Source organism: Pseudomonas sp. LBUM1679 (genome assembly GCF_059695565.1).
Genome location: NZ_CP166774.1, coordinates 6708665 through 6721582, shown reverse-complemented (window position 1 = coordinate 6721582; position 12918 = coordinate 6708665). Strand labels below are relative to the sequence as shown.

Here is a 12918-nt window from a genome sequence, read left to right as displayed (position 1 = left end):
GTTTCAGAGCGGTGTACCGAGCAAAACGTTGGAGGGCGCGAACTGCACCCGTACCGCCTTATCCTTGGCCATGCCCCGGGTCCGCAAGTGCAGCGGTTCGGCCAGCGCACACAGGGTCTGGCCATTGGGCAAGCCGATGCGCACTTCGCTGGGACCGTCTTCGGCGTCGAGGATTTCTTCGATGATGCCTGTCAGGCAATTGTTTCCCGGCGTTGTATCGTCCTCGAGGCCGAGCAAATCAAGCCAGCTGGCCTTGATCAGCGCCACCACTTCGATGCCGCTTTCCAGCTCCAGGCGCAGGGTACTGTCGTGGGTGATCTGCGCATCGATGATCAAGCCTTCGGCCAGTTCCAGTCGAATCAAGTCGTTGCGACCCTGGCCCGCGATCGCCACGACCTTGCCATGCAATTGATTGCGCGCGCTGGTCCGGAGCATCAATCGACCGAGCAGGTCGAGGTCGCTGGCATCTTCGGCAGCTTCCAGCACCTGAGCCTGCAACGTTTGCAGCTTTTGATAGAGGCGCAAGACGCGCTCGCCTTCGCTGGACAGTCTGGCGCCACCGCCGCCTTTGCCGCCGACACTGCGCTCCACCAGCGGTTTCTGCGCGAGGTTGTTCAGTTCGTCGATGGCATCCCACGCTGCCTTGTAACTCAGGCCTGCGCTTTTTGCGGCACGGGTGATCGAACCCTGTTCGGCAATGTGTTGCAGCAAGGCAATGCGCTGCGGACGACGGACAATGTGCTGGGTCAGCAGTGTCGGTAGGGGCATGGAGCGGTCTTTTGATGAATGGCGTTGGCGACGAGTGTAAGGGAAATCCACTTGACGCGAGGCCTGCCGGTGCAATGCCTGTGGGAGGCCGCTTGCTCTCTTGAGTCGTCACCGCTGTCCGTGCCCTGTTGCCAATAAAGTGTAATTGGTTTTTTCGTCACGCCGGTGAAGAAATAAAATCCGTGCATTCAATAATAGAAAACCGGCGCCTGCCGCTGCACTTTGAAGCAGCAAGAACGTCTCGATATCTGCAGTGTTGAATCGAAAATAGTAGAGGGTCGGAGTCAAAATCAGCAGCATGATCGCATTAATCGACAATTGCGGAATAAAGGTCTCGCCCCGGGCCCGAAGGTGGGCAATGGCCAGCGACAGGAATGAACTGCAGGTGAGGAATATCAATAACGTGAAATAAAGCTTCATGCTGTAATCGGTGATGGAACCTCCGACGGCAAGAAATGCATAGTCGGCACAGAAATACAGAATGACACCGCTTAGTATCATCATCCCGATTATCCATCTCAGCCCGGCACGATAGTATTGTGCGGACTGTTTAACCTGTCGACTGACTTCAAGGCTGTGAATCTGGCTGAGGGCCAGCGAGGGGATGATTAGCAGTCCAATCACCGTCATGAATACGGATAGCTGGGCGACTAGCTGTGTATCAATTCGCGCCAGCCTTTCAGTCAGCAGATAAAAATAGACTTTTTGCCCGCTCAATCCAGCTGCGATTGGAAGGCCTGTAGCCAGGAAATAGCGACACACTTTTTTTGCCGATCTCATAGAGCAGTAACGTTGGTCGTTGGTCAGGTAGATTAGATACAGTAAAGTAAGAAGTTCGCTAACTAGGAAGTAGGACATTGCATAGTATTTGAAGTCGTCGCTACTGATGACTACAAAGAGTGCCACTAGTAAAACACAGCCCAATAAGGTAGTGGCAGTTTTTACTTTTGCGCAGCTTGAGGCCTGTCCGGTAGCCTCCAGGAAAAGCTGTAAAAAAGTATTGATCACCAGCAACGGAGTACAGGCTATGTAGATAACAACGAGCGTCCAGAAAGCATCTTTATCCAGATGTTGGAGTCCGTCCGCTCTACTGATGAAATAGATAGCTGAAAAACAGGCAAAATACGTTACTGTTGCAATGATCAGTGCGAGAGTAAAGCCGCCGGTAAACACTTCACGTTGTGCCGCAGGACAGTGCGCTAGAGACGCTGCTCTATTACCAACGGTGGCCAGTATTAAAGAGAAAAATGCTGATATTACCGATGCGGCAGCAAGCACGTAAGAAAAAACCGGTAGATCCTCAGCGCTTTTATGGGCCATCAGCAGGAAAACGGTTGAAATTCCAATCGCGGGCGTTAAGCGACCCATCGTAAACGCCGGCAGTGATTTCCTGACTATCTCACTATAGCTCAAGCTCGAGACTCCAGATATTTGACATTTTGCTTCCGAACTCAGCTTCGTGAAGCTTTTGGGTAAGTTCAAAAGCAGTGTCGAGATTTTCTTTATCGGAGTGATTTCTCGTTCCGAAGTAAGGGTAGTGATGGAAGTAATAGCCAAATATTTGGTTGCAGTCGTTGATATATTGACGTGTGTCAAGTATGTGGTGATGCCAAATTTCGTCGACTTCCAGCATTGGCGGAATCACTGGAAATTCATCAAGATATTTTTTGTTCAGAAACAAGAAGTTTTTATAATATTGAATGGCTACTTCGGCTTCTATTGATGACCATTTTCTGCAGAGTAGACTGTCTGCCGAACATAGCTTTTCAATGATAGAAGAAAAATCAATGTGGTTGATGTGAATTACCGCCTCTTCCAATGTCGGATGGTTAGTGCATCCCGTTGGAGACTTCATGCTGTGTGGAAGAGTTTCCGCTATATTTTTGTAGTGACTTTTCATTGCGGATCCTGATTGTGTTTTTTGAGCTGCCAGATTTTGGCTGGCAGCTGTTTAATGGGCTATTACCAGTTGCCGCCTCCACCGCCTTGGCAATGACCGCCACCACCATTGTTATTGCGTTTGCTCAGGAATTTTTTTGCTTCGGCTGAAAGTTCTTGTTCGGGTTTAATCGTGGGTTTTTTATTTGCTTGGATGTGCATAGATTTCTTCCTTATTTAAGTAGGCATATCTTCAAGTTGCCGTATTGATATTAGGTGGTAAATCTTTGAGTGCAATGCCTTGCCGGAAAATCAGTAATTGACTACATACTGTTCGCAATGCGGTGTAGGAAAAATCTTTATATGAATACCAGCATTTAAAAACGCTTCAGCATCGAATGCCACATGACGCTCAATCCCCTGGTTTCGCCGTCCGTGCCAAGCAATACACATCGACCCGCCGCGCGCCGGCCTCGATCAACAGGCGGGAGATGGCGTCGGCGGTGGAGGCGGTGGTGAGTACGTCATCGATAAGTGCCACATGGCAGCCCTGGACCTTCGCTGAGTTGAGCAGGGTAAATGCGCCGCGCAAGTTGTGCTTTCGGGCCTTGGCGTTTAGGCCCTGCTGAGCGGGGGTATCCTTGGTTCTCTTTAATAACTTTTCGTTGACCGGCAGATTTAAGGCCGCGCCCAGCCAGTCGGCCAGCATGGCCGCCTGGTTATAGCCGCGCTGACGCAGACGTTTGCTGGCCAGGGGCACGGGCAGCAGGCAGTCGGGGCGTGGCAACCCTTCGTCGAAACGGTGCTGCAAGAATTGCCCAAGCATTTGCGCCAACAGGCGCCCCATAGGCCATTTGCTCTGGTGTTTGAAGCGCAACACCAAGCTGTCGATAGGAAAGTCGTAAAGCCATGGCACCAAGACTTCGCTAAATGCCGGTGGGTGTATGCAGCACTGGGCGCAGCTAAGGCCTGACATTGGCATGGGGAGCGCGCAGTGTAGGCATTGATCACCCAGCCAGGGCAGGTCGGTTTCGCAGGCGGTGCAAATAGGTGTCGCATCATCGGACGCTTCGCCGCACAGCAGACATGATTGGGTGTTTTTTAACCAGATGTAAACCGGTCCATCGTATTGTGGTTGACAGCGCATAAGTCTTCCTTAAATATGCCGAACATCCGTATCGCGTCTGTGGGTATTCCATCTCCCAGTCGCTTGCCAAGCATAAAACAAAGGAAACGCCCATGAGCGCCAGCACCACTGCAAACCTGCGTCATGACTGGTCTTTGGCTGAAGTCAAAGCACTCTTCGTTCAGCCATTCAACGACCTGTTGTTCCAGGCGCAGACGGTGCACCGCGCGCATTTCGACGCCAACCGGGTCCAGGTTTCGACGCTGCTGTCGATCAAGACCGGTGCCTGCCCGGAAGATTGCAAATATTGTCCGCAGTCCGGTCACTACAACACCGGCCTGGAAAAAGAAAAGCTGATGGAAGTGCAGAAGGTCCTCGAAGAGGCCGCTCGCGCCAAGGCCATCGGGTCGACTCGTTTCTGCATGGGCGCTGCCTGGAAACATCCGTCGGCCAAAGACATGCCGTACGTGCTGGAAATGGTCAAAGGCGTGAAAGCCATGGGCCTGGAAACCTGCATGACCCTCGGTCGCCTGGATCAGGACCAGACCGAAGCGCTGGCCCAGGCTGGCCTCGACTATTACAACCACAACCTCGACACCTCGCCGGAATTCTACGGCAGCATCATCACCACCCGTACCTACGGCGAGCGCCTGCAAACCCTGGCCTATGTGCGTGAGTCGGGGATGAAGATCTGCTCGGGTGGCATCCTCGGCATGGGTGAGTCGCTGGACGATCGCGCCAATCTGCTGATCCAGCTGGCCAACCTGCCGGAGCATCCGGAGTCGGTCCCGATCAACATGCTGGTGAAGGTGGCCGGCACGCCGCTGGAAAACGCCGACGATATCGACCCGTTCGATTTCATCCGCATGCTCGCCGTCGCCCGTATCCTGATGCCGCAATCCCACGTGCGCCTGTCCGCTGGCCGCGAAGCCATGAACGAGCAGATGCAGGCCCTGGCGTTCTTCGCCGGCGCCAACTCGATTTTCTACGGTGACAAACTGCTGACCACCGCGAACCCGCAGGCCGACAAGGACATGCAACTGTTCGGGCGCTTAGGGATCCTGCCGGAAGCGCGCGAAGAGCACGCCGACGAAGTGCATCAGGCGGCGATCGAGCAGGCTTTGGTGGAGCAGAAGAGCAGCGAGCAGTTCTATAACGCGGCTGTTTAATCCCCCACAATTTTGCTGAACAAATGCAAAACCCTGTAGGAGCAAGCTTGCTCGCGATAGCGACCTCTCAGTCGACATCTATGTTGAATGTGACTGCGTCATCGCAGGCAAGCCAGCTCCCACAAGGATCTGTGTCTACCTTGATTTATGTGATCTGACACCCGAGGCCTGCATGTCTTTCGATCTCGCCGCACGCCTTGCTGCCCGTCGTGCCGAAAACCTTTATCGCCAGCGTCCGCTGCTCGAAAGCCCTCAAGGCCCGGAAGTGGTGGTCGATGGGCAGCCGTTGCTGGCGTTCTGTAACAACGATTACCTGGGCCTGGCCAATCACCCGCAAGTGATCGAAGCCTGGCGCGCCGGTGCGACACGCTGGGGCGTCGGCGGCGGGGCTTCGCACCTGGTCATTGGCCACAGCAGCCCGCATCATGCGCTGGAAGAAGCGCTGGCCGACCTGACCGGTCGCCCGCGTGCGCTGTTGTTTACCACCGGCTACATGGCCAACCTGGGCGCGGTCACCGCACTGGTGGGGCAGGGCGATACGGTGCTCGAAGACCGCCTCAATCACGCTTCGTTGCTGGACGCGGGTCTGCTGTCCGGTGCGCGCTTCAATCGCTATCTGCATAACGACGCGGCGAGTCTGGCCAATCGCCTCGAGAAGGCCACCGGTAACACGCTGGTGGTCACCGACGGCGTGTTCAGCATGGACGGCGACATCGCCGACCTGCCGGCGCTGGCCCGGGAGGCCAAGGCCAAAGGCGCGTGGCTGATGGTCGATGACGCCCACGGTTTTGGTCCGCTGGGTGCCAATGGCGGCGGGATCGTCGAGCATTTCGGCATGAGCCAGGACGACGTGCCGGTACTGGTCGGCACCCTCGGCAAGGCGTTCGGTACGGCAGGTGCTTTTGTGGCCGGCAGCGAAGAGCTGATCGAGACGCTGATCCAGTTCGCCCGCCCGTACATCTACACCACCAGCCAGCCACCGGCCCTCGCCTGCGCGACGTTAAAAAGCCTGGAACTGCTGCGCAGCGAACACTGGCGACGTGAGCATCTGAACACGCTGATCCGCCAGTTCCGCCAGGGTGCCGAGCAGATTGGCCTGGAATTGATGGACAGCTTCACGCCGATCCAGCCGATCATGATCGGCGATGCCGGGCGTGCGGTTCGACTGTCACAGATGCTGCGCGAACGCGGACTGATGGTGACGGCGATTCGGCCGCCAACCGTGCCCGCCGGCAGCGCCCGACTGCGCGTGACCTTGAGCGCTGCCCACAGCGAGGCGCAAGTGCAGCTATTGTTGAATGGATTGGCCGATTGTTTTCAACAACTGGGACCGGAGCCAAGCCATGCGTGATCGTCTGATTCTGCTGCCCGGCTGGGGCCTCGGGATTTCACCACTGGAGCCCTTGGCGGCGGCAATGCAGGGGCTGGATGAACACCTGCGGGTCGAGATCGAGCCGTTGCCGGAACTGGCGTCGAGCGATCTTGAGGATTGGCTCGATGAACTCGATTCGACCGTGCCGCAAGATGTCTGGCTCGGCGGCTGGTCCTTGGGCGGCATGCTCGCTTCAGAGCTAGCCGCCCGACGCGGCGATCGTTGCTGCGGCGTGCTGACTCTGGCGAGCAACCCTTCGTTTGTCGCCCATGAGCAATGGCCGAGTGCGATGCCCGGCGAGACCTTCGACGCGTTTCTGGCCGGCTGCAAGGCAGATCCGCGCATGACCTTGAAACGTTTTTCCCTGCTCTGCTCGCAAGGCGCCGAAGACCCGCGCGGGTTGTCTCGGCTGTTGCTCGGTGGCGCGCCACACACGTCGGCAGAGGTGCTGATGAGCGGCCTTGAGTTGCTCGCTCAACTGGATACCCGTCAGGCATTACAAGCGTTCCGCGGCCCGCAATTGCACTTGTTCGCCGGGCTCGACGAGCTGGTTCCGGCCGAAGCCGCGCAAGCCCTGCTGGGGTTGCTGCCGGATGTAGAAATCGGCCTGATTGAACGGGCCGGCCACGCGTTTCTTCTGGAAGACCCCCACGGTGTGGCGGGGGCGATCCAGGCCTTTTTGCATGAGTTCGGCGATGACTGATTTATCCCTTCCCAACCTGCCCGGCGGCTTGCCTGACAAGCGTCAGGTGGCGGCCTCCTTTTCCCGCGCAGCGGCCAGTTATGACAGCGTTGCCGAATTGCAGCGCGATGTCGGCAACCAGTTGTTGCACCGCTTGCCGGAAGACTTCGTACCGGGTCGCTGGCTGGATCTGGGGTGCGGCACCGGACACTTCAGTCGGGCGTTGAACGAGCGTTTCCCTGCCTGCCACGGCGTGGCGCTGGACATCGCCGAAGGCATGCTCAATCACGCACGGCCATTGGGTGGGGCCACGCATTTCATCGCCGGGGATGCCGAGCGTCTGCCATTGCAGGCTTCGACCTGCGATTTGATCTTCTCCAGCCTGGCGGTGCAGTGGTGCGCAGGCTTCGCCGCGGTGCTCAGTGAAGCGCATCGAGTGCTCAAACCCGGCGGAATTTTCGCATTTGCTAGTCTATGCGTAGGTACCTTGTACGAACTGCGAGACAGTTGGCGTCAGGTGGACGGCATGGTGCACGTCAATCGCTTCCGTGAGTTCGGGGTTTATCAACAGCTTTGCGCGGGCAGCGGATTGACCGTCGCGAAGCTGGAAACCCGTCCCCATGTGTTGCATTACCCGGATGTGCGCAGCCTGACCCATGAACTCAAGGCGCTGGGTGCGCACAACCTGAACCCCGGTCGGCCCGGCGGTTTGACGGGCAGAGCGCGAATCCTCGGCTTGGTCGAGGCCTATGAGCAGTTTCGCCAGGCCGAAGGTCTGCCGGCGACTTATCAAGTGGTGTACGCCGTTTTGGAGAAACCCTTATGAGTGCAGCCTATTTCATCACCGGCACTGACACCGATATCGGCAAGACCACCATTGCCGCAGGCCTGCTGCATGCCGCGCGATTGGCGGGCTTGAGCACGGCGGCGGGCAAACCGGTGGCCTCCGGCTGCGATGTCACGCCCAAGGGCTTGCGCAATGCCGACGCCCTGGCGTTGATGGCGCAATGCTCGGTGCCTTTGACCTATGCCCAGGTCAACCCGGTGGCATTCGAACCGGCGATCGCGCCGCATCTGGCGGCGCGGGAGGCTGGCGTGGCGTTGACCGTGCAATCATTGTTGACGCCGATGCGCGAGCTCCTCGACCTGCAGGCTGACTTCACCCTGATCGAAGGCGCCGGCGGCTGGCGCGTGCCCCTGGCGGACCAGGACAACCTGTCGGATCTGGCGATGGCGCTGGACCTGCCGGTGATTCTGGTGGTTGGCGTGCGCCTGGGTTGCATCAATCACGCGCTGCTGACCGCCGAGTCGATTGCGCGGGACGGTCTGCAATTGGCGGGTTGGGTGGCCAATATCATCGATTCGAAAACCGCGCGCCTGGAAGAAAACCTGGCGACGCTCGCCGAGCGAATCCCGGCGCCGTGCCTTGGACGCGTGCCGAAACTCAAATCGGTGACGGCCGAAGCGGTGGCCGAGCATCTTCAGTTGGATCTGCTGGACTGAGGGCCGCGCCTCGCTGAGCCCACCTGCAAACGCCGCGACCCTTCGCGGCGTTTTTCTGCGTAAGTCCTTATCCCTCAACTAGGGGGCGTTCTCAATTAGTTTCCCCTCCGCGCCGGGTCTGCTGTTGTGCAGGGCAAGGCGCGAGAAGCGTGGTTTGGTCATTCCAAATAAGCTTCGAGCAACGCAGCCCTGCACAACAGCAGGCCCGGCCCTTCGGGTTGTGCCTTAAAGCGGGCCAGGCTGCGTTGCAGGCCTTGGAAAGGGAACAACCATTCCCAGCGGCCTGCGCCTTGCCTGGCCCGCTTTAAGGCGACAACGCGGTGGGGAAACTAATTGAGAACGCCCCCTAATCTTTCCTTCATGGCCAATGGATCCCGTCGACGCTGCGGCGTGGCTGCCCGCCCGCCATTGCGTCGCGTGATGACGAACGGCAAAAGATCGGCGCTTGACAAGATTTGGTGGTAAACGTATGTTTCAAACAACTGTTTGACCGTCACAACAAATCAATGCGGTCGTTCATTTCCCGGTTACATCAGCAGAGGTTTATCGCTATGCCTGACTACAAGGCCCCCTTGCGTGATATTCGCTTCGTTCGTGACGAACTGCTCGGCTACGAAGCGCACTATCAGAGCCTTCCGGCTTGTGCAGACGCAACTCCGGACATGGTTGATGCCATTCTCGAAGAAGGCGCCAAGTTTTGTGAGCAGGTACTGGCTCCGCTGAACCGCGTGGGTGACACCGAAGGCTGCACCTGGAGCGAGTCCGGCGTCAAAACCCCGACTGGCTTCAAGGAAGCCTACAAGCAATTCGTCGAAGGCGGCTGGCCAAGCCTGGCCCACGACGTAGAGCACGGCGGCCAGGGCCTGCCGGAGTCTCTGGGCCTGGCGGTCAGCGAAATGGTCGGCGAGGCCAACTGGTCGTGGGGCATGTACCCGGGCCTGTCCCATGGCGCGATGAACACCATCTCCGAGCACGGCACGCCTGAGCAGCAAGAGGCTTACCTGACCAAACTGGTGTCCGGCGAATGGACCGGCACCATGTGCCTGACCGAACCGCACTGCGGCACCGACCTGGGCATGCTGCGCACCAAGGCCGAACCTCAGGCCGACGGTTCCTACAAAGTCTCCGGCACCAAGATCTTCATCTCGGCCGGCGAACACGACATGGCCGACAACATCGTCCACATCGTGCTGGCACGTCTGCCGGACGCACCGGCCGGCACCAAAGGCATTTCCCTGTTCATCGTGCCGAAGTTCATGCCGAATGGTGACGGTTCGATCGGCGCTCGTAACGCCGTGACCTGTGGTTCCCTGGAACACAAGATGGGCATCCACGGCAACGCCACCTGCGTGATGAACTTCGACGCGGCCACCGGTTTCCTGATCGGCCCGGCGAACAAAGGCTTGAACTGCATGTTCACCTTTATGAACACCGCTCGCCTGGGTACCGCGCTGCAAGGTCTGGCCCACGCCGAGATCGGCTTCCAGGGCGGCCTGAAATACGCTCGCGACCGCCTGCAAATGCGCTCCCTGACGGGCCCGAAAGCGCCGGAAAAAGCCGCTGACCCGATCATCGTGCACCCGGACGTGCGTCGCATGCTGTTGACCATGAAGGCGTTCGCCGAAGGCAACCGCGCGATGGTTTACTTCACCGCCAAGCAAGTCGACATCGTCAAGTACGGCGTGGATGAAGAAGAGAAGAAGAAAGCCGACGCGCTGCTGGCATTCATGACGCCAATCGCCAAAGCCTTCATGACTGAAGTCGGTTTCGAGTCCGCCAACCACGGCGTGCAGATCTACGGCGGCCACGGCTTCATCGCCGAGTGGGGCATGGAGCAGAACGTTCGCGACAGCCGCATTTCGATGCTGTACGAAGGCACCACCGGGATCCAGGCACTCGACCTGCTGGGCCGTAAAGTGCTGATGACTCAAGGCGAGGCTCTGAAAGGCTTCACCAGGATCGTCCACAAGTTCTGCCAGTCCAACGAAGGCAACGAAGCGGTCAAAGAGTTCGTCGAGCCATTGGCGGCGCTGAACAAAGAGTGGGGCGAGCTGACCATGAAGGTCGGTATGGCGGCCATGAAAGACCGCGAAGAAGTCGGCGCGGCGTCGGTGGACTACCTGATGTACTCCGGTTACGCCTGCCTGGCCTACTTCTGGGCTGACATGGCGCGCCTGGCAGCTGAAAAACTGGCTGCCGGCACCTCGGAAGAGGCGTTCTACACCGCCAAGCTGCAGACCGCACGTTTCTACTTCCAGCGCATCCTGCCGCGTACCCGCACTCACGTTGTGACCATGCTGTCGGGCGCCAACAACCTGATGGACATGAAAGAAGAAGACTTCGCACTGGGCTACTAAGCCTCACGCGCTTCTTCACAAGGCCGCTGCTTCTTCGGGAGCAGCGGCCTTTTTTGTGCCTGCGTGTAGGAGCCGGCTTGCTGGCGAACCAGGCGGCGCGGTGAATCAGATGCGCCGCTTCGGTCGCAAAATCGGGCCCACACTCCAGAGCACGATGAACGCCGCTGCGGGTTGAGTGATGATCGCGCATTCAGCGTCTGGACAGTGATTGTGGGGCCTGGTGGGCGGCAGTAGGTTTGAGCCATCTGCTGCCGGAGAAATAACCATGCCTGAGTACAAAGCTCCCCTGCGCGACATGCGCTTTCTGATCGACCACGTGTTCGACTTTCACCGCCACTACGCCGCGCTGGGTGCCACCGATGCCAGCCCGGACATGGTCAATGCGATCCTTGAAGAAGGTGCGAAATTCTGTGAGAACGTGCTCGCACCGCTGAACCGCAGCGGTGACGAAGAAGGCTGCCATTTCGACAACGGCGTGGTGACGACGCCTGCAGGGTTCAAGCAGGCGTTCGCACAATACGTTGAAGGCGGGTGGCATGGTCTGGCAGCGGATCCGACCTACGGCGGCCAGGGTTTGCCCAGCTCCCTGGGCCTGGTCATCAGTGAGATGGTCGGCTCCAGCAATACGTCCTGGGGCATGTACCCCGGCCTGACTCACGGCGCGATGTCGGCGATCCACGCGCACGGTACGCAAGCGCAAAAGCAGACTTACCTGAGCAAACTCACTGCCGGCCAATGGACCGGCACCATGTGCCTGACCGAAGCCCATTGCGGCACTGACCTGGGCATCATCAAGACGCGCGCCGTACCCGCGACCGACGGCAGTTACGCGATCTCCGGCAGCAAGATTTTCATCTCCGCCGGTGAGCACGACATGAGCGATAACATCATTCACCTGGTGCTGGCGAAGCTGCCGGATGCGCCGGCCGGGACCAAGGGCATTTCGCTGTTCATCGTGCCCAAGTTCCTGCCCGATGCACAAGGCGAGGCGGGCGAGCGCAACGGGGTGTCCTGCGGGTCGATCGAACACAAAATGGGGATCAAGGCCTCGGCCACCTGCGTGCTGAACTTCGACGGGGCCAAGGGCTTTTTGATCGGTGAGCCGAACAAGGGCCTGAACTGCATGTTCACCATGATGAACCATGCACGCCTTGGCACCGGGATGCAGGGTCTGTGCCTGGGGGAGGCCAGTTTCCAGGGGGCCATCAAATATGCCAACGACCGTCTGCAGATGCGCTCGCTGACCGGCCCGAAAGCGCCGGAAAAAGTCGCCGACCCGATCATCGTTCATCCAGATGTGCGCCGGATGTTGCTGACCATGAAAGCCTTCAACGAAGGCAATCGGGCGCTGACCTACTTCACCGCGCAATGGCTGGATACCGCGCATCTGAGCCCGGACGCTGGCGCACGCCAAGAGGCCGAAGACGTGTTGGCGTTCCTGACGCCGATCTGTAAAGCCTTCATGACCGACACTGGCCTGGAGGTGACCAACCACGGCATGCAGGTATTCGGCGGTCACGGTTTCATTCGTGAATGGGGGATGGAGCAGTTGGTCCGCGACTGCCGGATTGCGCCTATTTACGAGGGCACCAACGGTATTCAGGCGCTGGACCTGCTCGGACGAAAGGTGCTCGGTAGCCAAGGCAAGCTATTGCGCGGATTCACCAGAATCGTCCACACGTTCTGCGCCGCCAACGCCGAGCATCCGCAGCTTGCCAGTTATGTGGCGCAGCTCGACGGACTGAATCAGCAATGGGGCGAATTGACCACCAGGGTCGGCATGGCAGCGATGAAAAATCCGGATGAGGTCGGTGCTGCATCGGTGGATTATCTGATGTACAGCGGTTACATCATCCTTGGTTATCTATGGCTGCGTATGGCGCTGGTGGCTCAGGCGCAGCTCGACGACGGCAGTGGCGATGCCGATTACTGTCGGGGCAAACTGGCGACCAGTGAGTTTTACTTCAAGCGATTGTTGCCACGCACCGCCGCTCATCGGGCCGCCATCGAGGCAGGGAGCGATTGTCTGATGAATCTGCCGGCGGAGTTGTTTGCGCTTTAGG

At 58.4% G+C, this 12918-nt stretch carries 12 protein-coding genes; 7 read left to right on the top strand and 5 right to left on the bottom strand.

Annotated features, from left to right (window positions below; all coding sequences use genetic code 11):
- Positions 1-3 precede the first annotated feature (3 nt).
- From ACA062_RS30785 to ACA062_RS30765, 5 genes are all read right to left on the bottom strand, one after another.
- The gene (locus ACA062_RS30785) at positions 4-768 is read right to left on the bottom strand and encodes a TOBE domain-containing protein (RefSeq protein WP_497454331.1); all 765 of its coding nucleotides are present in this window, start codon (positions 766-768) and stop codon (positions 4-6) included.
- Positions 769-876: 108 nt separating this feature from the next.
- Positions 877-2181: an MATE family efflux transporter gene (locus ACA062_RS30780; RefSeq protein WP_497454330.1), complete on the bottom strand. Its 1305-nt coding sequence runs from the start codon at positions 2179-2181 to the stop codon at positions 877-879.
- Positions 2171-2668: a glycine-rich domain-containing protein gene (locus tag ACA062_RS30775; protein WP_497454329.1), complete on the bottom strand. Its 498-nt coding sequence runs from the start codon at positions 2666-2668 to the stop codon at positions 2171-2173. Before ACA062_RS30775 ends, ACA062_RS30780 begins: the two co-directional genes overlap by 11 nt.
- 62 nt (positions 2669-2730) lie before the next feature.
- Positions 2731-2868, bottom strand: a complete 138-nt coding sequence (locus tag ACA062_RS30770; RefSeq protein WP_497454328.1) for a hypothetical protein — start codon at positions 2866-2868, stop codon at positions 2731-2733.
- Between the two features lie 190 nt (positions 2869-3058).
- Positions 3059-3793 carry a ComF family protein gene (locus ACA062_RS30765; protein WP_497454327.1) on the bottom strand — a complete coding sequence of 245 codons (735 nt, stop codon included), beginning with the start codon at positions 3791-3793 and terminating at the stop codon, positions 3059-3061.
- Between the two features lie 92 nt (positions 3794-3885).
- On the opposite strand from ACA062_RS30765, the gene bioB reads away from it, so the two are divergent.
- From bioB to ACA062_RS30730, 7 genes are all read left to right on the top strand, one after another.
- Positions 3886-4941, top strand: a complete 1056-nt coding sequence (gene bioB / locus ACA062_RS30760) for a biotin synthase BioB (RefSeq protein ID WP_497454326.1) — start codon at positions 3886-3888, stop codon at positions 4939-4941.
- 172 nt (positions 4942-5113) lie between these two features.
- Positions 5114-6292, top strand: coding sequence for an 8-amino-7-oxononanoate synthase (bioF, locus tag ACA062_RS30755; protein WP_497454325.1), 1179 nt, complete (start codon positions 5114-5116; stop codon positions 6290-6292).
- On the top strand, positions 6285-7016 hold the full coding sequence (locus tag ACA062_RS30750; protein WP_497454324.1) for an alpha/beta fold hydrolase: 732 nt from the start codon (positions 6285-6287) through the stop codon (positions 7014-7016). The genes bioF and ACA062_RS30750 overlap by 8 nt, the downstream gene beginning before the upstream one ends.
- Positions 7009-7821, top strand: coding sequence for a malonyl-ACP O-methyltransferase BioC (gene bioC / locus ACA062_RS30745; RefSeq protein WP_497454323.1), 813 nt, complete (start codon positions 7009-7011; stop codon positions 7819-7821). The genes ACA062_RS30750 and bioC overlap by 8 nt, the downstream gene beginning before the upstream one ends.
- Positions 7818-8498, top strand: coding sequence for a dethiobiotin synthase (gene bioD, locus ACA062_RS30740; RefSeq protein ID WP_497454322.1), 681 nt, complete (start codon positions 7818-7820; stop codon positions 8496-8498). The genes bioC and bioD overlap by 4 nt, the downstream gene beginning before the upstream one ends.
- A gap of 551 nt (positions 8499-9049) precedes the next feature.
- Positions 9050-10855 (top strand): phenylacyl-CoA dehydrogenase, encoded by a 1806-nt coding sequence (locus ACA062_RS30735; protein WP_497454321.1) that lies wholly within the window; start codon positions 9050-9052, stop codon positions 10853-10855.
- A 265-nt stretch (positions 10856-11120) separates the two neighbouring features.
- On the top strand, positions 11121-12917 hold the full coding sequence (locus ACA062_RS30730; RefSeq protein ID WP_497454320.1) for an acyl-CoA dehydrogenase C-terminal domain-containing protein: 1797 nt from the start codon (positions 11121-11123) through the stop codon (positions 12915-12917).
- Position 12918: the final 1 nt, after the last annotated feature.